This window comes from Pseudonocardia sp. P1, assembly GCF_000178675.2.
Lineage (GTDB): Bacteria > Actinomycetota > Actinomycetes > Mycobacteriales > Pseudonocardiaceae > Pseudonocardia.
In genome coordinates, this window is sequence record NZ_ADUJ02000001.1 from 5,795,222 (window position 1) to 5,815,319 (window position 20,098).

A 20,098-nucleotide genomic window follows, 5' to 3' on the forward strand; every position below is an offset into this window, starting at 1 on the left:
CTGGTTGCTCGATCAGGTGGCGTCGCGGGGCCACTGCTGCACGCACGGTGACCAGCGCACGTGTCGCGTGCGCCGGGCGGGCGGGGAGCGGCCCGGCGAGACCGGACCGAGATGCTAATGACACCCCCGCGGCGCCGCGCGGTACAGGGTCGGATGGGATGGTGAGCAACGTGCCCCGCCCCCCGTACCGGATCCCGTCGACGACCGCGGTCGTCGTCGCGCTCGCGGCGACGTTCGGGACCGGGCTCTACGCGGCACTGGCCCCCGCCGCGGCGTCGGCCGGGGCCTGGTTCCCGCTCGGTGTCGTGCTCGCCGGGCTCCTCGCCCTCGGCGTGGTCGCCTCGACGGCGCACCTCGCGACCGCCCGCCCCGCGGGGCCGGAGCTGGTCCGCGGGGACCTGCCAGGGCCCGCGCTGCGGCTCGGTGCCGTCTCGCGGCTGGTGTCGCGGACCGCTGCCGCCGCCGCTGCCGCCGGGGTGTTCGGTGCCTACGTGCTGCCGTCCCGGCCGGAGCCGGTGGCGGTGATCGCGGTGCTCGCCGTGATCGGGGTGAACGCGGCGGGTGTGCGCGTGTCCCCGGGCGCGTCCCGCGGGCTGGTCGTGGGGACGCTGCTGGTGCTGGCGCTGGTCATCGGCGTCGGGCTGCTCACGAACGCGCCGGACGGCAGCGACCCGTCGTCGGCGATGCCGGCCGCGACGGCCGGGACCGCCGTGGCGGAGGCCGACGGGACGCCGGACGACCCGGTCGTCGGGACCCTGCAGGCGGCCGTCGAACCCGGGCCGCTGGGCGTGCTGACCGCGGCCGCCTTCGTGTTCTTCGCCTTCACCGGGTTGTCCCGGGTCGCCGAGCTCGGCGGGAGCCTGCGTGACCCGATGCGGGCGATCCGCCGGGCCCCGGCGGTCGCCGTGCTCGTCACGACCACGCTGCTGCTCCTGCTGTCGGCCGCGTTGCTGCACGGCCTCGGCCCCGCACGGCTGGCGGAGTCCGCGACCCCGCTCGCCTCGCTCATGGACACCGGGGGCAGCCCCGCGCTCGGGGTCCTCGTCCGGATCGCCGCCGCCGCGGCCACCGCGGCCGCGCTGCTGGGTGCACTGTCCCGCGCCGCGTCCGGCGCGGCCCGGCTGGCGCGCGACGGCGAGCTGCCCGCCTTCCTCGGACGGGGTGGGTCCCGCGGCACGCCGTGGGTCGCCGACCTGGTCCTGGGTGGGCTGACCGTCGCCGTGACGCTGGCGTTCGGCCCGGTCGTCGCGATCGCCGTCTCGGTCGGGGCGGCGCTGGTGCACCACACGCTGCTGCACGCCGCGGTGCTGCGGCTGCCCGGGCGTCCCGGTACCGCGGCGTTCGTCGCCGGTGCCGGCGGGACGGGCTGCGTGCTGCTCGCCGCCGTGCTGCCGCCCTGGCCGCTCCTGGCGACCGCGGCGCTGCTGGTCGCGGCCTGGGGGCTGAGCACGGTCTGCTCGCGTTCCGCGGCCGCACGGGAGCCCCGTGCTGAGAGCGGGCCGTCCGATCCCGAGGAGCGCGCGGCCTGAGGCACTAGGGTCGGTACGCGTGACCGACGATCTTCTGCCCAGCCCGCTGCACGACCGTCACGTCGCCCTCGACGCCACCCTCGGCGAGTTCGGCGGATGGTCGATGCCGATCTCCTACCCGGGTGGCACCGTCGCCGAGCACACGTCGGTGCGCGAGGCCGCGGGACTGTTCGACGTCAGCCACCTCGGCACCGTCCCGATCGCCGGGCCCGGCGCGGCCGCCCACGTGAACACCTGCCTGACCAACGACCTCGGCCGGATCGGGCCGGGACGGGCGCAGTACACGCTGGCCTGCAACGAGGCCGGCGGCGTGCTCGACGACATGATCATCTACATGGCGTCCGACGACGACCTGCTGCTCGTCCCGAACGCCGCGAACTCGACCCGGATCGTGACGATGCTCCAGGACGGCGCCCCCGCGGGCGTCACCGTCACCGACCGGCACCGCGAGCTCGCCGTGCTGGCCCTGCAGGGGCCGCGCTCGGGCGAGGCGCTGGCCGCGGCGCTCGGCGAGGCCGGCGCCGGCGTCGCCGACCTGGACTACATGGCGTTCACCGACATCGAGGGCGGCCTCGCCGGCGGCGGCGTCCGCGTCTGCCGCACCGGCTACACCGGTGAGCACGGCTACGAGGTGGTCCTCGACGCCGAGGCCGCACCCGCGATGTGGGACGCGCTGCTCGACGCCGTCCGGGCCGTCGGTGGCGGGCCGTGCGGGCTGGCCGCGCGGGACACCCTGCGCACCGAGATGGGGTACCCGCTGCACGGCCACGAGCTCTCCGAGGAGATCAGCCCGGTGCAGGCCGGGAGTGCCTGGGCGGTCGGCTGGGACAAGCCGTCGTTCTGGGGGCGCGAGGCGCTGACCGCCGAGCGGGCGGCCGGACCCGCCCGGCGCCTGCGGGCGCTGCGGGCGACCGGCCGCGGCGTCCCGCGGGCCGGTATGACCGTGCTCGACGGCGAGGGCGGCTCCCCGGTCGGCACCGTCACCTCGGGCACGTTCTCGCCGACCCTGAAGACCGGCGTCGCGCTCGCGCTGATCGCCACCGACCCGAAGGTGACGCCCGGCGACCAGCTGGTGGTCGACGTCCGCGGCCGCGTCCTGCCGGTCGAGGTCGTCAAGCCGCCGATGGTCCCGTCGCGGGTGCGGTAGCCCCCGTGAGTGGTTGCGTGGGCCAGGACCCACTGTCTGTTCTCAGGACATCCGACACAGTTGATGTCTCGGCACATCGAGGACACTGAGTAGCCCGCTGGCCGGGTTGGTCGATCCTGGTGATCGACCAGCCTGGTCCAGGTGGGTGGAACAGGGTTCGAGATGGATCCCGACCTCGTCGCGGCGGTCGCCCGGGCCGCCGCCGGGCAAGAGATCAACATCGCTCGGGTGTGCCGAGAGCTCGGCGTGTCCCGGTCGGTGTTCTATCGCAAGCTGTCCCGTTTCCGAGACCAGGGCAGCACCGGTCTGGCACCGCGTTCACGTGCTCCGCACACCCGTCCCAGCGCGGTGGCCGAACACGTGGCCGAGGCGGTGGTGCGGGCCCGCAAAGAACTCGCCGACCAGGGCTGGGACCACGGAGCCCAGACCATCCGCTGGCGGCTGCTCGACGCGGCCCGCACCGGCCGCAGCCCCGGCAGCAGCCCTGGCAGTAGCGCCGGCAGCGGCCCTGGCAGTAGCGGCGGCAGCGGCCCGGCACTCGAGCAGGCCGAGGTCCCGTCGCGGGCCACGATCCACCGGCTGCTGGCCGACCGCGGCCAGATCACCCCGCAACCACGTAAACGACCCCGCCGCAGCACGCACCGGTTCGTCCACCCGGCCCCGAACGCGGTCTGGCAGATCGACGGCGCCCGGACCGTCCTGGCCGATGGCCGGCGCGCCACGGTGGTGCAGGTCATCGACGACCACTCCCGGCTCGACATCGCCTGCCACGCCGCGAGCAGCGAGAACGGCGAGGCCGCCTGGGCCGCGCTCAGCGCCGGCTTCGCCCGCTACGGCCACCCGGCCTGCGTGCTCTCCGACAACGGCACCGCCTTCTCCGGCCGGCGCCGCCAGTGGCCCCTGGTCGACCTCGAACGCCGCCTGGCCGCGCTGGGCATCACCACCATCGTGTCCTCGATCGGACACCCACAGACCTGCGGGAAGAACGAACGCGCCCACCAGACCCTGCAACGCTGGCTCGCCGCCCGACCCACCCCGGCCACCCTGACCGAACTCCAGAACCTGCTCGAGACCTACCGGCAGGGCTACAACCACCGCCGCCACCAAAGCCTCGACGGCGACACCCCGCACCAGCGTTTCCACACCCGCGAACCCGCCCGACCGGCCGGACCCGCACCCCGCATCGCCGGACACCTCACCCGCACCGTCTCCGAGACCGGAGTCATCAGCTTCTCCGGAACCTCGATCGGTCTGGGCCGCCGCCACGCAGGCACCACCGCGGAGGTGTTCTGGCAAGGCGACCGCGTCACCATCCTCATCGACGACGCGGTCGCCGCCAGCCTTACCCTCGATCGCAGCGTCCGCTACCAGCGGACCACCAGCAAACCGTCCACGATGTGCTGAGACAGATCTGTCTCAGATGTGCTGAGACACGACAGTGGGCCAGGACCCACGCAACCACTCACGACCAGCGGTTGGGAATCCGACTGTCTGACACCGGTCGGACGGAGCTACCGTCTCCTCCATGAGCGCGCCGCAGTTCACCGTGACCCGCAACCCCGCCCCGGCGTCCCCCCAGCGGCGCGCCGACGTACTGGCCGACCCCGGTTTCGGCCGGTACTTCACCGACCACATGGTCACCGTCCGCTGGACCGAGGGGACCGGATGGCACGACCCGAAGGTCGAGCCGTACGGGCCGCTGACCTTCGACCCGTCGTCGATGGTCCTGCACTACGGGCAGGAGATCTTCGAGGGGCTCAAGGCCTACCGGCACCCCGACGGGTCGATCGCGTCGTTCCGGCCGGAGGCCAACGCCGCGCGGTTCGCCGGTTCCGCCCGCCGGATGGCGATGGCGGAGCTTCCCGAGGACCTGTTCCTCGAGTCGCTGTCCGCGCTGCTCTCGGTCGACTCGGAGTGGGTGCCCGCCGCGGGCGGTGAGGACTCGCTGTACCTGCGTCCGTTCATGGTCGCGACCGAGGTCGGGCTCGGGGTGCGACCGTCGGCGGAGTACCTCTACGCGGTGATCGCCTCGCCGGCCGGGCCGTACTTCGCGGGTGGCGTGAAGCCGATGGACGTGTGGCTGGAGACCGAGTACACCCGCGCCGCGCTCGGCGGCACCGGCACGGCCAAGTGCGGCGGCAACTACGCCGCCTCCCTGCTGCCGCAGGCGGTCGGCGCGAAGCACGGCTGCGCCCAGGTCGCCTATCTCGACGCCGAGGAGCGGACCTGGATCGACGAGATGGGTTCGAACAACCTGTTCTTCGTCTTCCGCGACGCCGACGGCCGGGCCGAGCTCGCCACCCCGGACCTGCGCGGATCGGTTCTGCCGGGCATCACCCGCGACTCGCTGATCGCCGTCGCGAAGGACCTGGGCATCGACGTGGTCGAGCGCCGGATCTCCGGCCAGGAGTGGCTCGGCGGCGCCGCGAACGGCGTGCTGACCGAGGTGTTCGGCTGCGGCACCGCCGCGGTGATCACACCGATCGGCACCGTGAAGCACAGTGGCGGCGAGGTGACCGTCGGCGACGGCGAGCCGGGCCCGATCACGCTGCAGCTGCGCGAGGCGCTCACCGCGATCCAGCGCGGTGCGGCGGCGGACCCGCACGGGTGGATGCGCACGCTGGTGCCGGCGCCCGCGTCGGTCTGATCACCCGCTGAGCGCGGCCGCCAGGACGACGAGCACGGCGGTGCTCCCCAGCTCCGCGGCCGCGCCCAGGACGTCACCGCTCATCCCGCCGAACCGGCGCCGGGTGTGCCGGGCCAGGCCCGCCACCCCCAGCGCCGCGAGGAGCACGGCACCGGCGGCGGAGAGGGCGGTCCCGGCGCCACCGGGCGGGACGGTCGCGAGCGCTGCCGCACCCGCGCCGGCGATGCCGGTCCACCAGAGCGGCGCCACCCAGGCCGGCTGGCTCCCGGCGACCGTCGCACCCAGCCCCCCGGGCCGGGCCGCGGGCGTCCCGCGCCGGGCGACCCAGCAGAACCCGGCCCGTCCGGTCGCGGCGGCCACCGTGCACGCGACGAGCACCGCGACCGGGGGAGCGGTGCCGAGCTGGGCCAGCGCCGCCGCGCGGCCGCCCAGCACGACCAGCAGCGTGACGACGGCGAACGGCCCCGCTCCGCCGTCCGCCATGACCCGCAGCGCCCGCTCGGGCGGGCCGTAGCTGCCGAGCCCGTCGGCGGTGTCGGCGAGCCCGTCGACGTGCATCCCGCGGGTCGCGAGCGCCCCGGCGCCCACCACGAGCAGCCCCGCGACCAGTGGGGACACCCCGGCCAGGATCAGGGCGAGCAGCAGCCCGCCACCGCACAGCCCGAGCCCGGCCCCGACGACCGGGGCCCACCGCAACGCCGACGCGGGCACCCCGTCGGGGAGCGCGCCGCCGGGTTCGGTGCGGACGCGGGCCGGGAGCACCGTCAGCCAGCTGACCGCCAGCGCGAGCCCGGCGAACGGGCCGGGTCGGCCCGCGCTCACCGCCCGGCGCCGGCCGTGGTCCCGCCCGGCGTCACGGTGGCCGCCGGCTCGCCCGGCACCACGGCGGTGGCCTCGGCGCTCCCGGTCTCGGCGAGCAGCCGCGCCGCGGTGACGAGCAGCGGCAGCACGGTCACCGCCGCCGTGCCGTCCTCGGTCCGCACCGCCAGGTCCAGCACGGGTGTCAGCGACAGGTGTTCCAGCACGAGGGTGCCCGCCGGGTCGGTGGACGGCTGCGCGGCGACCCACCAGTCCTTCGCGCCCGGGGCGAGCTCCTCGGCCAGCAGCGCCGCGGCACCGACGGCGACGCCGTCCAGCACCGCGGGCACCTTCCGCTCGGCGGCGCGCGCGAGGAACCCGGCGAGCACGACCAGGTCGGTCCCGCCGACGGTCCGCAGCAGCGCGAGCGGGTCGCGCACGTGCGGCCGGGCGCGGCGCAGCGCGTCCCGGATCGCGACGGCCTTCCGCATCCAGGCGCGGTCGTCGATCCCGGAGGCCCGCCCGACGACGGCGACCGGCTCGGCCCCGGTCAGCGCGGCCACGAGGGTGGCGGCCGGGGTGGTGACGCCGACGGCGAGGGTCGCCGGGACCAGCACGTCCGCACCGGCGTCGATCTCGGAGTCGGCGAGCCGCCGCCCCGTCCGCCAGGCGGCCTCGGTCTGCTCCGCGGTGAGCGCGTCCTCGCGGTCGATGCGTCCCGTCCCGCGGGTGACGACGTAGCCGGACTCGGTGCCGTCCGCGCCGGCGGCGAGGCCGACGTCGACGGTGCGGACGGCCGCGCCCGCCGCGCGTGCGGCGACGGCGACCGGCAGGCGTCCGGCCGCGGCGGCCGTCGCCCGGGTCGCCGAGACCTCCGGCGGGTAGGCGGACACGCCGAGCGCGGCGATCCCGTGATCGGCCGCGAGGAGCACGACGCGGGCGTCGAGCGGGGGGCGCGGCGGGCACTCGGTCTGGTAGGACGCCAGCCACACGCCGAGCTCGCCGAGCCGCCCGAGGCCCCCGGTGGGGGCCGCGAGGCCCTCGACGAGCGCGACGGCCTCCCGCCGGGTCCGCAGGTCGGGGCGCCCGACGGCGGCGGGGACGATCGGCTCGTCGCCCTCGGCCGGGTCCGGAGCCGGAGTGGGCGCCGGGGTCGGAGAGGGCGCCGGGGTCGGGGCGGGTGCCCCGGAGACGGCGGCCGGTGCGGCCGATGCCGGGGCGCCGGTGGGCGGCTGCGCCGGGATCGGCCCGGTACCGGCGGACCCGGGCCCGCCGGTACCGGGCGTACCGGGAGCGGAGGTGCCGGTTCCGGAGGTGCGGGGGGCGGAGGTGCCGGGGTCGGGCGTTCCAGGACCGGGCGTGCCGGGATCGACGGTTCCCGGGACCCCGGCCGGGGTCCCGGCGACGTCGCCGCCCGGACCGGCGATGCCGTCGTCCGGCCCGACGATGCCGCTCGCGGCGCCGTCCTGCTCCTCCGCGGGCGCGTCGGCCCGGACCGGGACACCCATCACCGGCCGCCCCGCCCGGGACACCGGCGTCGTGGCGGCCGGAGCGACGGGGCTCGCCGGGCCGTCCGCAGCCACCGCACCCGGGGCCGGCTCGGAGGTGCCCGTGGCCGGGGCCGGGGCCGCGGACGGGGCCGCCGGTGCGGTCGCGGGCGACGCCGGTCCCGCGGTCCCGGGGAGCCCGGACGCCGGGAGCCGCAGCGGCCGCCCGGCCACCACCAGCACCGTCTCCTCGCACACCGCCGCGAGCGTCGCGTTCAGCTCGCCCAGGCGGTCCCGGAACAGCCGCCCGGACCGGGTCTCGGGCACCACACCCAGGCCGGTCTCGGCGGACACCAGGACGAGCGGTCCCGGCGCCGCGGCGACGGCCGCCACCAGACCGTCGACGGCGTCGTCCACCTCGGGCAGCGGGCCGGTCCGCTCCCAGGCGGCGGCGTCGTCGAGGACGCCGGTCAGCCAGGTCGCGAGGTCGTCGACGAGCACCGGGCCACCGGTCGCCAGCGCGGCGGCGAGACCGGGCCCCGAGGTGATCTCCTCGGTCGTCCATTCCGGCGGCCTGCGGCCGGTGTGCGCGGCGATCCGCGCGTCCCACTCGGCGTCGCCGGGGATCCGCCGCCCGGTCGCGAGGTAGCGGACCGCCGTCCCGTCACCGAGGAGCCCCTCGGCGTACCGGGACTTGCCGGACCGGGTGCCACCGAGGACGAGTGTCGCGTTCACGCCGCTCATGGTGGCGCACGCGGTCCGGCCGGCTTCCGGAAGGTGCGCGATCATCGTCGTCGCGCCGTGACCGCCGCCGGACGGACCGCCGCTGACCTGGCCGGACGGCCCCGGCACGACGACGGCCCGGCCCCCGTGGGGACCGGGCCGTGCGTCACGGGCGGAGCTCAGACGGTGTCGCCGCGCTTGACGCGGGGCTTGGGCACCCGCATCCGGCGTGGCTGGGTGGCGCGGGAGAAGGCGTACCAGCCGGTCGGCAGGCCCTTGATCTCCTCGTCCGGGAACTTCGCGCGGGCCTTCTTCAGGACCTGCATGCCCAGCAGCGTCCCCTCGACGATCATCACGGCCAGCATCAGGAACGTGAACAGCGTGACGTACTGCTGGATGAACGGGTTCTGGATCAGCGCCGCCACCAGGACGAGCGCCGCCAGCGGCAGGAACAGGCCGATGACGTGCGGGCGCGAGTCGACGATGTCTCGGACGTGGGCGCGCACCTTGCCGCGGTCGCGGGGGAGGAGCACGCGGTCGTCGCCGGCGTCCATCCGGCGGCGGCGCTCGAGGGACTGCGCGCGGCGCTGGTCCTTCGAGGGACGGTTGGCCTTGGCCAGCTTCGCGGCCTCCCGCTGGGTACGCGGCGGGGGCGGAGCAGGACCGCGGCGCTTGCCCTCGGCGTCACGGCGCTTCGGCGTCGCCCGGCCCTTGCCGGCGGTGGTGTGCGGGCGCGTGGTGTCCGCGCCGTCGTCCTCCGTGCCCGTCGCGTCCGTGCCCGCCGAGGAGTCGACGGCTGTCTGACCAGCCGGGTCGGAACTCTCGGAACGGCGCAGGAACCTCACAGCTCTCACAATACGGGCCGCGGCTAGCCTCGCCCGCATGCGGATCGTGGTGGCTCCCGACTCCTTCGGCGGAACGCTCAGCGCGCGGGAGGCCGCGGACGCGATCGCGGCGGGCTGGCGGCGCGCCGCGCCCGGCGACGACGTCCGGATCGTCCCCCTCGCCGACGGGGGCACCGGGTTCGCCGAGGTGCTCCACACCGCGCTCGGCGGGACCGTGCACACCCGCGAGGTGACGGGCCCGCTGGGTGACCCCGTCACCGGCTCGTGGCTGCAGGTCGGCGACACCGCCTACCTGGAGTGCGCGTCGGCCTGCGGGCTGCACCACGTCGCCCGCGAGGACCGGCTGCCCGGGGTGGCGCGCACCGCGACGACGTACGGCGTCGGTGAGCTGGTGGCCGACGCACGGGACGCCGGGGTGACCCGGATCGTCGTCGGGCTGGGCGGGTCGGCCACCACCGACGGCGGCGCCGGGATGCTCGCCGCGCTCGGTGCCGCCCCGGTGGACGAGGACGGCCTCCCGCTGCCGCTCGGCGGGGCGGCGCTGGCCACCTGCGACCGGCTCGCGGGCACGCCCGGGCTCGGCGGCATCGAGCTCGTCGCCGCCTCGGACGTCGACAACCCGCTGCTCGGCCAGCACGGCGCCGCCGCCGTGTTCGGCCCGCAGAAGGGCGCCGACGACGCCGCGGTCGCCGAGCTGGACGCGGCGCTCGGCGTGTTCGCCGGGGTGCTGGCGACGCTCGCGGGCCGCGACGTCCGGGACGAGGCCGCGGCCGGCGCCGCCGGTGGGCTCGGCGCCGCGCTGCTCGCGCTGGGCGCCCGGGTCGAGTCCGGGGCGGGTCTGGTCCGCGAGCTGGTCGGCCTGGACGCCGAGCTGGACGCCGCGGCCGCAACCGGCGGCCTCGCCGTCACGGGGGAGGGGAGCTTCGACTGGCAGTCGCTGCGGGGGAAGCTGATCACCGCCGTCGCCCGGGGTGCGGCCGACCGCGGGATGCCGTGCGTGGTGCTGGCCGGTCAGGTGAGCGTCGGGCGCCGCGAGGCCGGCGCCGCCGGGGTGGACTCCGCGCACGGCGTCGCCGAGGAGTTCGGGCTGGACGCGTCGATGGCCGACCCCGCCGGGACCCTCGCCGAGCTGGCCGCCCGGGTCGCCCCCCGCTGGAGCCGGTGACGCCCGCCACGCCCTCGTTCGGCGAACGGGGGATCGCCGGAACGCTGGACCCGCCCGGGACGTCGTAGTATGGACACCGGTACGAACGCCGCCTGTCCCGGGATTACGGCGGACCCGCACGTTGTTGGGAGAGCCATGACCGTCGATAACGCCACCGACACCCAGACCCACGGCGTGGAGCTGTCCGACGCCGCGGCCGTCAAGGCCCGCACCCTGCTCGAGCAGGAGGGGCGCGACGACATGCACCTGCGCATCGCGGTGCAGCCGGGTGGCTGCGCCGGTCTGCGCTACCAGCTGTTCTTCGACGACCGCTCGCTCGACGGCGACCTGTTCCGCGACTTCCACGGCCTCAAGGTCGGTGTCGACCGGATGAGCGCGCCGTACCTGCAGGGCGCGACCATCGACTTCGTCGACACCATCGAGAAGCAGGGCTTCACGATCGACAACCCGAACGCCGGGGGCTCCTGCGCCTGCGGTGACTCGTTCAACTGATCCTGGGCTGAGCCGCAGGTCAGACGCTCGGACGGGCCTCGTCCTGATCATCATGATCGGGACGGGGCCCGTTTCCGTGTCGTAGGGTGCCCGTCGTGCCTATTGCCGTGACGGGATCCATCGCTTCTGACAACCTGATGCACTTCCCCGGGAAGTTCTCCGAGCAGATCCTCGCCGAGCAGCTCGACCGGATCTCGGTCAGCTTCCTCGTCGACGACCTGACGGTCCGCCGGGGCGGGGTGGCCGGGAACATCGCGTTCGCGCTCGGTGTGCTCGGCCAGAACCCGGTGCTCATCGGGGCGGTGGGTGCCGACTTCGCCGAGTACAGGAAGGTGCTGGACGACCTGGGCGTCGACACCTCCGGCGTGCACACCCACGACGACGTGCACACCGCCCGCTTCGTCTGCACCACCGACGACGACATGCGCCAGATCGCGTCCTTCTACACCGGCGCGATGGCCAAGTCCTCCGAGATCGAGCTGGCCCCGATCGCCGAGCGCGTCGGCGGCTTCGAGCTGGTGCTCATCGGCGCCAGCGACCCGGACGCCATGGTCCGCCACACCGACGAGTGCCGCGAGAAGGGCTACCCGTTCCTCGCGGACCCGTCCCAGCAGCTGGCCCGGATGGAGGGCCCCGAGGTGAAGCGCCTGATCGAGGGCGCGAAGTTCCTCGTGACGAACGACTACGAGTACGAGCTGCTGCTCAAGAAGACCGGCTGGTCCGAGGCCGAGATCGCCTCGAAGGTCGGCACCCGGATCACCACCTTCGGCGAGAAGGGTGCGGTGATCGTCGAGTCCGACGGCACCGAGACCCGGGTCGACGTCGTCCCGCCGACCCAGCAGGTCGACCCGACCGGCGTCGGCGACGCCTGGCGCGCCGGCTTCCTCACCGCGCTGAACGGCGGCCTGTCCGTGGAGCGCTCCGCGCAGCTGGGCGCGCTCATCGCGACCTACGTGCTGGAGTCCGACGGGCCGCAGGAGTGGACCCTGGACCGCACCGCCGCCCTGGCCCGCCTGCGCGACGCCTTCGGTGACGCCGCCGCGGACGAGATCGGCGCCGTCCTCCCGGCCTGACGCCGGCCCCGGAACGACGAACGGCCGGTACCCGATCACTCGGGTACCGGCCGTTCGGCCGTTCGGGACGGGTCAGATCTTGACCGGGTAGCTCGGCGTCGGGACGTCCGGCACGATCCGCTTCTCGACGAAGATGCCGTGCCAGATCAGGAAGACCAGCACCGCCCAGATCCGCCGGGAGTGGTCGACCGGGCCCTCGCGGTGCGCGTCGAGCATGCGGTGCACGGCCTGCAGGTCGATCAGGTGCCCGGCACCGGAGTTCTGCAGGATGTCCCGCGCCCACGCGTACATCTCGTCGCGCAGCCAGTGCCGGATCGGCACCGGGAAGCCCAGCTTCGGCCGGTTCAGCACGTGCGGCGGGATGATCCCCTCGCAGGCCCGGCGCAGCGCGTACTTGGTGGTGCCGTTCGCGCCGTGGGTGATCTTCTGCGACTGCGGCAGCGACGAGGCGATGTCGAAGACCTCGGGGTCGAGGAACGGCACCCGCAGCTCCAGCGAGTGCGCCATCGTCATCTTGTCCGCCTTGACCAGGATGTCGCCGCGCAGCCAGGTGAACAGGTCCACGTGCTGCATCCGGGCGACCGGGTCCCAGTCGTGGCTGGCGAAGTAGTGCGGCGCCGTCACGTCCTGGTGCGAGACGCGCGGGTCGTAGCCGCGCAGGACCTCGTGCAGCTGGTCGTCGCGGAAGATCCGGGCGTTGCCGTAGTAGCGCTGCTCCAGGCTGAGCGACCCGCGGCGCAGCAGGTCCTTGCCGCGCATCCCCTCGGGCATCTTGCGCGACGCCCGCCGCATGATCGGCCGCAGCGTGCCGGGCACCTTCTCGAACGGCGCCAGCGACAGCGGCTCGCGGTAGATCGAGTAGCCGCCGAACAGCTCGTCGGCGCCCTCGCCGGAGAGCACCACCTTGACGTGCTCGCGGGCCTCGCGGGCGATGAACCACAGCGGGACCAGCGCCGGGTCGGCGACCGGGTCGTCGAGGTACCAGATGATGAGCGGCAGGGCCTCCATCATCTCGTCCGGCTTGACCGTGCGGACCACGTGGCGCACGCCGATCGCGGCCGCGGACTCGGCGGCCACGTCGACCTCGGAGTAGCCCTCGCGCTCGAAGCCGGTGGTGAAGGTGATCAGGTTCGGGTTGTGCTCCTTGGCGAGCGCCGCGATCGCGGTCGAGTCGATCCCGCCGGAGAGGAACGCACCGACGGTGACGTCCGCGCGCATGTGCTTGGCGACCGAGTCGCGCAGCACGTCGGCGATCTCGCCGTGCACGATCGCCTCGGCCTCGGCGCTGGCCGGGGCGTGGCTGGGCAGCGAGACGAACTTCGGCGCGAAGTAGCGCTGGTGCAGCGGCTCCTCGCCGGGCCGCACGGTCACGTGGGTGCCCGACTCGACGCGCGAGATCATGCGGTTCAGCGACATCGGCTCCGGGACGTACTGCAGCGTCAGGTAGTGCTGCAGCGCCGCCGGCTCCAGGTCCAGCCCGATGCCGAGCTCGCCGGCGAGCGCGAGGAGCGACTTCTTCTCACTGGCGAACGCGGTGCCCGCCGCGGTGGTGGCGAGGAACATCGGCTTGATGCCGAACGGGTCGCGGGCGACGAACAGCTCGCGCTCCACCGCGTCCCAGATGGCGAACGCGAACATGCCGCGCAGCCGCTGGACGGCGTCGGGGCCCCAGTAGTGGAAGGCCGCGACGATGACCTCGCCGTCGCCCTCGGTGGCGAAGGCGGCGTCGTAGTTCTCGATGAGCTCCTCGCGGAGCTCGGGGTAGTTGTAGATCTCCCCGTTGAAGACGATCGTGTACCGGGTGTCCTCACCGGGCACCGGTCCCCAGTGCAGGGGCTGGTGCGAGTGATCGACGTCGATGATGGAGAGCCGGTTGAACCCGAGGACGAGATCGTGGTCGTTCCACGTAGCGCTCTCGTCGGGTCCCCGGTGCCGCGCACAGCGCAGCGCGTCGGCGATCGGCTCGACCCGGGTCGCGGCGTCCGCCCCGGCGGTCAGCAGTCCCAGCAGTCCGCACACACGAATCAGTATGACGAGTCATCCGGACGGGTCTCGCGCGCCCCGGTGGCGAACGGCCTTCCTCCTGCGAGACTGCCGGTTTCCGCCGTCGCCGGGTGGCGTGGGACACGAACCCGCGGGCACCCCGGAGGGGGCGTCGGCCGGGGTGTTCGTCTAGTCTCTACGCGAGGTCGAAGACGGTGCTCCGAACGGGTGAGCGATGATCGCCTTCGGCCGCCCCGTGGTGACAGTGCCGGAATCAGAGCAAGGAAGAACGTGCTGGCAGTGCGGCTGACGCAGGAGACGACAGGAAGGCGGCACGCAGTGGCCCGAACCGAAGGCCGCTCCCGGATAGCCCGGGCGGCGAAGCTCGGCGTGCTGGGCGTGCCGGCTCTGCTGGCACTGTCCGGTTGCTCGGTCGAGGAGGTCATCCGCTTCGGCTGGCCGGTCGGGGTCACCCCCGAGGCCGAGTCCATGCGGAACCTCTGGACCTGGTCCGCGATCGCCGCGCTCGTCGTCGGCGTCATCACCTGGGGCGTCATGTTCTGGGCGATGATCTTCCACCGGAAGCGCAAGGACGACGACGGCTCGCTGCCGCGCCAGACGCAGTACAACCTGCCGGTCGAGATCGTCTTCACCGCGATCCCCACGGTGATCGTCGCCGTGCTCTTCGGCTTCACCGTCAACGTGCAGAACTACGTCGACAAGGAGGAGGCCACCGCGGGTGGACCGGCCGACCTCCGCGTCGACATCGTCGGCTTCCAGTGGAACTGGGAGTTCTCGTACCCGGACGAGACCGGTGCGAACGGCCAGGCCGTGAACACCCTCGGCACCAGCGACGTCATCCCGATCATGGTGCTGCCGACCGACCGGTCGATCGAGTTCACCCAGCGCTCGCCCGACGTGATCCACTCGTTCTACGTGCCGGAGTTCCTCTTCAAGCGTGACGTCTTCCCGTTCCCCGAGCGGAACGAGCAGGACAACACCTACGTGATCGACCGGATCGAGCGCGAGGGCGCCTTCGTCGGCCGGTGCGCCGAGCTCTGCGGCACGTACCACTCGCAGATGAACTTCGAGGTGCGCGCGATCGAGCCCGCGCTGTTCGACCGCTACATCCAGCTCCGCAAGGAGACGAACCCGCAGACCGGGCAGCCCTACACCACCGGGGAGGCGCTGCAGGCGCTGAACTGCGGGGAGTGGTGCGCGCCGGAGGCGATCAGCACGAAGCCGTTCTCGACCGACCGTGGCCAGCTGGCCGCGCAGGTCACGGGCTGAGGGAGGGCGACACCATGAAGATCGAGTCCCGGATCTTCGAGATCTGCACCGGGTTCTTCATCCTCTGCGCGATCGTCTACATGTTCGTGGCGGGCGAGGTCGTCGGCGTCACCGCGCTGTGGCTCACCGCGGGCCTGTCGCTGATCGTCGGCACCTACTTCCGGTTCGTCTCGCGGCGGCTGGAGGAGCGTCCGGAGGACAACCCGGAGGCCGAGGTCTCCGACGGCGCCGGCGAGGTCGGCTTCTTCTCCCCGGGCAGCTACTGGCCGCTCGGTCTGGCCGCCGCGGCCGCGTTCACCGGCCTCGGCCTGGCGTTCTTCTACGTCTGGATGATCGTGGTCGGCGGCACGCTCGTGCTGATCGCCGTGGGCGGCCTGGTCTTCGAGTACCACCGGGGCCCCGCCCACCACTGAGCAGCGCGCGACACGGCCACGGCCCCGCTCCCGGACATCCGGGAGCGGGGCCGTCCGTCGTTCCGGGACCGGTCAGTGGTGGGCGTGCCCGGCGGCGGCGTGGACGTAGTGCCGCTCGAGGTCCTCGGTCAGGGTGGGACCGGCCGGGTGCCAGTCCAGCAGCGCCCGCGTCCGGTCGCTCCGGGCGACGACGTCGAGCCCGGCGAAGGTGCCCAGCCCGCCGAAGTGCTCCGGGGGCACCTGCCGCACCGGCAGGTCGAGGCCGCGGCCGATCGTCCCGGCGATCTCCCGCATCGGCACGCCCGGCTCGGCGGCGGCGTGCAGCACCGACCCGGCCGGCGCGGACTCGCAGGCCAGCCGGAACAGCCGGGCGGCGTCGCCGACGTGCACGGCGGGCCAGTGCTGCGTCCCGTCGCCGACGTGACCGCTCACCCCGGTCCGCCGCGCCACGTCGACGAACGTGGCCATGAACCCGGGGTCGCCCGCGCCGTGCACGGTCGGGGCGAGCCGGACGCTCGCCGAGCGCACCCCCGACGACGCGAGTTGCAGGACGTCCTGCTCGGTGGCCATCCGGCCGGCCGTCGGGTCGCCGGGGTCCGCCGTGTCGTCCTCGGTGACGGCCGCTCCGGACGCGTGCCCGGCCAGCCCGGAGGCGATGACGAGCGGGCGCCCGGTGCCCTTCAGCGGGTCGGCGAGCGCGGCGACCGCCGCCCGGTCCGCCGCGACGGCGGTGGGGAAGTCGCCGCCGAACGCCACGTCGTGCTTGAAGGCGAGGTGGACGACGCCGTCGGAGTCCGCGGCCGCGGCGGACAACAGGCCGAGATCGTCCAGATCGCCTCGGACGACGTCCGCGCCGGCGTCCGTGAGTGCGGCCGCGCCGGTGTCGGAGCGGGCCAGGCCGACGACCCGGTGACCCGCTCCGAGGAGCTCGGGGACGAGGGCGGAGCCGACCCAGCCGGTCGCTCCGGTGACCAGGATGCGCATGAGGTGTCCTCCGGTGACGCGATGACCAGTGATGTCATCTGGTGTCATCACCGTACATCGTGATGACACGTGGTGTCGTCGCGTAGGCTCGGTCCATGGGTCGATGGGAGCCGGACGCCGCGGGACGGCTGCGCGCCGCGGCGCTGGACCTGTTCGAGGAGCACGGCTACGACGGCACGACGGTGGAGGACATCGCCTCCCGGGCCGGGGTCACCAAGCGGACCTTCTTCCGGCACTACGCCGACAAGCGCGAGGTGCTCTTCGGCGGTGACTCCGGGCAGGCGTTCGTGGGTCTCTTCGCCGAGGGACTGGCCGCGGCGGGCCCGGACCTGCCGCCGGAGCCGGCGCTGGCCGCGGCGATCGAGCACGTGGCGGGCTCGTTCGGCGGGCGGTGGGCGTTCGCGCGACGCCGGCAGCGGGTGCTCGCGGCGAACGCGTCGCTGCGCGAGCGGGAGCTGGTGAAGATGGCGACCGTCGCGCAGGTGCTCGCCGGCGGACTGCGCGACCGCGGTGTGGCGGAGCCCGCGGCGACCGTGGCGGCGGAGGCGGCGGTCGCCGTGTTCCGCACCGCGTTCGAGCGCTGGGTCGAGGCGCCCGCGGAGCAGGACCTGGTGGACGAGGTCCGGACGGTGTCCGCGGCGCTGCGCGGCGTGCTCGCCGGGGGATGACCGGCGGTCCGGCCGGGCCGGACCGCCGGTGTGCGGTCAGCCGCGGGCGGCCTTGCCGAGCGCGTCCCGGGCGATGATGACCTGCTGGATCTGGCTGGTGCCCTCGTAGATCCGGAACAGCCGGGCGTCGCGGAAGAAGCGCTCCACGGCCACGCCCCGCATGTACCCCGCCCCGCCGTGCACCTGGACGGCCCGGTCGGCGACCCGGCCGACCATCTCCGAGCAGAAGTACTTCGCGGCGGCGGGGCCGGACACCATGTCGGTGCCGTCGTCGAAGCTGCGGGCGGCGTCGAGGACGAGGCCGCGGCCGGCGCGGGCGTCGGTCACCGAGTCCGCGACGAGGCCCTGGACCAGCTGGAACCGGGCGATCGGCTTCCCGCCCTGCTCCCGTGTCCGCGCGTACTCGACGGTCTCGTGCACCAGCCGGTCGGCCATCCCGACGCAGACGGCGCCGATGTGCAGCCGCCCGTGCGCGAGGCACTTCGCCGCGGTGAGGAAGCCGTTGTCGATCCCCTCCTCGCCGCCGACGACGTTCTCGAACGGGACCCGGACGTCGTCGAGGTGCACGTCGGCGGTCCACGCCCCGAACTGGCCCATCTTCAGGTCCTTCGGGCCGACCGACAGGCCGGGCGTGTCCCGAGGCACGAGGAAGGTGGAGATGCCGCGGTTGCCCGGGGCGTCCGGGTCGGTCCGGGCGAACACCATGATCACGTCGGCGACCGGGGAGTTCGTGATGTAGCGCTTCGACCCGTTGATCACCCAGCTGTCGCCGTCCCGGACCGCGCGGGTGGCGAGCGACGACGGGTCGGACCCCGCGTCGGCCTCGGTGAGCCCGAACGATGCCGTGACCCGGCCGGAGGCGAGCTGCGGCAGCCAGTGGGCCTTCTGCTCGTCGGTGCCGCCCTCCAGCAGGACGTGCCCGGCGATGCCGTTGTTGGTGCCGAACAGCGACCGCAGCGCCGGGGTGGTCCACCCCAGCTCGAACGCCAGCCGGACCTCCTCCGACGCGGTCAGGCCCAGGCCGCCGTACTGCTCGGGGATGGTGAACCCGTACAGGCCCATCTCCTTGCACTGGGCGACGATCCGCTCCGGGACGGCGTCCTCGGCGTCGATCGTCTCCTCCAGCGGCACCACCTCGGTGCGGATGAAGTCACGGACGGAATCCAGGACGTCGGTCAGGTCGGAGGGATCCACGCGTCAGGCTCCTCGCGTCGTCGCGGTTGCTACCGCCCGGTAGCTCACCACGACAGCCGGGGGACGCGCGAGTGCGGCGCGGGGGTGAGCAGGACCACCGGTCCGGTCACGGCGGGCGGCACACGCGACCCGCTCACCGGAGGGACCACCCGCCTATCCTCGGATCACGACCCGACCGGAGGGACCGAGCGCCATGCCGGAGCAGACGCGGACCACCGGGGACCCGGAGGCCCGCCGGGAGCCGCATCCCGACGAGCCGGGCGGCAACCCCCTCGATCCGCACCTGGTGCGCGTGCTCGAGGGCTGGGGCAACGGCGCACTGCGCGAGTACCTGCTGCGCGACGGCGGTCGCCACCTGCCGCAGTCGGTGAGCTGGCCGTCGGGCTGGCCCGGCCGCACCCGGCTGGGCGCGCAGATGGCGTACCTGCTGACGGGCCTGCCGCTCGCGATCATCAGCGGCGTCGTCGTGCTCGTCGGGCTGGGTCTCGGGGCCGGGACCTTCGTGGTCTGGATCGGGCTGCCGATCACCGTCGGGACGCTGGTCGCGGCGCGCGGCCTGGCCGAGCTGGAGCGCCGCGCGACGGAGGCGGCGACCGGGCGGCCGCTGCCTCCGCACCACTACCGCCCCAACCGCGGACGACGGCTGATGAGCCGGTTGTTCCGCGCGCTGGCCGATCCGCAGAGCTGGCGCGACGTCGCGCACGCCGTGGCCGCGCTGCCGCTGCGGGCGATCACCGCCGCCGTCGCGCTGGTCTGGTCGGTGACCGGCCTCGGCGGGCTGTTCTACGTGTTCTGGCAGTGGTCGCTGCCGCGCGGGGAGGACGTCTGGACGCTGTTCGAGTCGGTCACCGGGATCCACTCGACGGCCGGCGACATCGCGCTGAACACCGGGCTCGGCGTCCTGCTGCTGGTGACGCTCCCGACGGTGGTGCGGTGGCTGACCGACGTCCGCGCGCTGCTGGCCCGGGGTCTGCTCACGAACCAGACCGCCGCTCTGCGTGCCCGGGCCCAGGCACTCGCCGCCGGGCGCCGCGCCGCCGTCGCCGCGGAGGCGCAGACGCTGCGCCGGCTGGAGCGCGACATCCACGACGGCCCGCAGCAGCGCCTGGTCCGCCTCGGGATGGACCTGGAGGCGGCCGTGCGCCGCCTCGACGACGCCCCCGAGCGCGCCCGCCCCCTGCTGCACGAGGCGCTCGAGCAGAGCCGCGAGGCGCTGTCCGAGCTGCGGGCGCTGTCCCGGGGCATCGCCCCGCCGATCCTCGCCGACCGCGGCCTCGGGCCCGCGCTGGCCGCGGCGGCAGGCCGCAGCCCCGTCCCCGTCGATCTCGACGTGGACCTCGATCCCGGCGCCCGGATGCCGGCGCTGGTCGAGAACACCGCGTACTTCGTCGTGTCGGAGGCGCTGACCAACGTGGCGAAGCACGCCGGGGCCTCGTCCGCGACGGTCGTCGTCACCGTCGACGAGACCCTGCTGCGCATCGTGGTCCGCGACGACGGCCGCGGTGGCGCCCACCTCGGCAAGGGGCACGGCCTGGCCGGGCTCGCGGACCGGCTGGAGATCGTCGAGGGCCGGCTGGACGTGCGCAGCCCCGCGGGCGGTCCGACGGTCCTCACGGCGGAGGTACCGGTCGCCGGGCTGGGGGAGGCGTGACCCAGGATG

At 74.5% G+C, this 20,098-nt stretch carries 17 protein-coding genes; 11 read left to right on the forward strand and 6 right to left on the reverse strand.

The features are described 5' to 3' along the window. Positions 1-170: 170 nt before the first annotated feature. From PP1_RS26990 to PP1_RS27005, 4 genes are all read left to right on the forward strand, one after another. Positions 171-1,529 (forward strand): amino acid permease, encoded by a 1,359-nt coding sequence (locus tag PP1_RS26990; protein WP_168172287.1) that lies wholly within the window; start codon positions 171-173, stop codon positions 1,527-1,529. Positions 1,530-1,548: 19 nt separating this feature from the next. Continuing rightward, positions 1,549-2,676, forward strand: coding sequence for a glycine cleavage system aminomethyltransferase GcvT (gene gcvT / locus PP1_RS26995; protein ID WP_060575497.1), 1,128 nt, complete (start codon positions 1,549-1,551; stop codon positions 2,674-2,676). Positions 2,677-2,817: 141 nt separating this feature from the next. After that, positions 2,818-4,080 (forward strand): DDE-type integrase/transposase/recombinase, encoded by a 1,263-nt coding sequence (locus PP1_RS27000; protein ID WP_249265967.1) that lies wholly within the window; start codon positions 2,818-2,820, stop codon positions 4,078-4,080. Positions 4,081-4,201: 121 nt separating this feature from the next. After that, positions 4,202-5,323 carry a branched-chain amino acid aminotransferase gene (locus PP1_RS27005; RefSeq protein ID WP_010226147.1) on the forward strand — a complete coding sequence of 374 codons (1,122 nt, stop codon included), beginning with the start codon at positions 4,202-4,204 and terminating at the stop codon, positions 5,321-5,323. Here PP1_RS27005 and PP1_RS27010 read toward each other — a convergent pair whose 3' ends face one another. The 3 genes from PP1_RS27010 to PP1_RS27020 form a co-directional block, all read right to left on the reverse strand. Continuing rightward, entirely contained in the window at positions 5,324-6,145 is an 822-nt protein-coding gene (locus tag PP1_RS27010; protein WP_075314472.1) for an adenosylcobinamide-GDP ribazoletransferase, read from the reverse strand. Then, a complete protein-coding gene (locus PP1_RS27015) occupies positions 6,142-8,343 on the reverse strand; it encodes a bifunctional adenosylcobinamide kinase/adenosylcobinamide-phosphate guanylyltransferase (RefSeq protein WP_249266012.1) in 2,202 nt (733 codons plus the stop codon). The genes PP1_RS27010 and PP1_RS27015 overlap by 4 nt, the downstream gene beginning before the upstream one ends. 167 nt (positions 8,344-8,510) lie before the next feature. Continuing rightward, a complete protein-coding gene (locus tag PP1_RS27020) occupies positions 8,511-9,176 on the reverse strand; it encodes a DUF3043 domain-containing protein (protein ID WP_010236880.1) in 666 nt (221 codons plus the stop codon). Between the two features lie 37 nt (positions 9,177-9,213). On the opposite strand from PP1_RS27020, the gene PP1_RS27025 reads away from it, so the two are divergent. From PP1_RS27025 to PP1_RS27035, 3 genes are all read left to right on the forward strand, one after another. Next, on the forward strand, positions 9,214-10,341 hold the full coding sequence (locus PP1_RS27025; protein ID WP_075314470.1) for a glycerate kinase family protein: 1,128 nt from the start codon (positions 9,214-9,216) through the stop codon (positions 10,339-10,341). A gap of 135 nt (positions 10,342-10,476) precedes the next feature. After that, complete coding sequence (locus tag PP1_RS27030; RefSeq protein WP_010225492.1) at positions 10,477-10,833, forward strand: HesB/IscA family protein; 357 nt, start codon at positions 10,477-10,479, stop codon at positions 10,831-10,833. A gap of 107 nt (positions 10,834-10,940) precedes the next feature. After that, on the forward strand, positions 10,941-11,906 hold the full coding sequence (locus PP1_RS27035; protein WP_029239246.1) for a carbohydrate kinase family protein: 966 nt from the start codon (positions 10,941-10,943) through the stop codon (positions 11,904-11,906). 72 nt (positions 11,907-11,978) lie between these two features. Here PP1_RS27035 and asnB read toward each other — a convergent pair whose 3' ends face one another. Beyond that, on the reverse strand, positions 11,979-13,925 hold the full coding sequence (asnB, locus tag PP1_RS27040) for an asparagine synthase (glutamine-hydrolyzing) (protein ID WP_010225489.1): 1,947 nt from the start codon (positions 13,923-13,925) through the stop codon (positions 11,979-11,981). A gap of 303 nt (positions 13,926-14,228) precedes the next feature. On the opposite strand from asnB, the gene ctaC reads away from it, so the two are divergent. Beyond that, positions 14,229-15,179: an aa3-type cytochrome oxidase subunit II gene (gene ctaC, locus PP1_RS27045; RefSeq protein WP_075296391.1), complete on the forward strand. Its 951-nt coding sequence runs from the start codon at positions 14,229-14,231 to the stop codon at positions 15,177-15,179. A gap of 14 nt (positions 15,180-15,193) precedes the next feature. Beyond that, on the forward strand, positions 15,194-15,592 hold the full coding sequence (locus PP1_RS27050) for a cytochrome c oxidase subunit 4 (protein WP_010225485.1): 399 nt from the start codon (positions 15,194-15,196) through the stop codon (positions 15,590-15,592). Positions 15,593-15,664: 72 nt separating this feature from the next. On the opposite strand, the gene PP1_RS27055 is transcribed toward PP1_RS27050, so the two are convergent. After that, positions 15,665-16,576, reverse strand: a complete 912-nt coding sequence (locus PP1_RS27055; protein ID WP_010225483.1) for an SDR family oxidoreductase — start codon at positions 16,574-16,576, stop codon at positions 15,665-15,667. Positions 16,577-16,671: 95 nt separating this feature from the next. Between PP1_RS27055 and PP1_RS27060 the strand changes: the two genes are divergently transcribed. Then, the gene (locus PP1_RS27060; RefSeq protein ID WP_010225481.1) at positions 16,672-17,244 is read left to right on the forward strand and encodes a TetR/AcrR family transcriptional regulator; all 573 of its coding nucleotides are present in this window, start codon (positions 16,672-16,674) and stop codon (positions 17,242-17,244) included. A gap of 36 nt (positions 17,245-17,280) precedes the next feature. Here the strand turns inward: PP1_RS27060 and PP1_RS27065 are convergent, their stop codons facing one another. Continuing rightward, positions 17,281-18,438, reverse strand: a complete 1,158-nt coding sequence (locus PP1_RS27065; protein ID WP_010225479.1) for an acyl-CoA dehydrogenase family protein — start codon at positions 18,436-18,438, stop codon at positions 17,281-17,283. Between the two features lie 193 nt (positions 18,439-18,631). Here PP1_RS27065 and PP1_RS27070 point away from each other — a divergent pair, with 193 nt between their 5' ends. After that, positions 18,632-20,089, forward strand: coding sequence for a sensor histidine kinase (locus PP1_RS27070; protein WP_010225476.1), 1,458 nt, complete (start codon positions 18,632-18,634; stop codon positions 20,087-20,089). Positions 20,090-20,098: the final 9 nt, after the last annotated feature.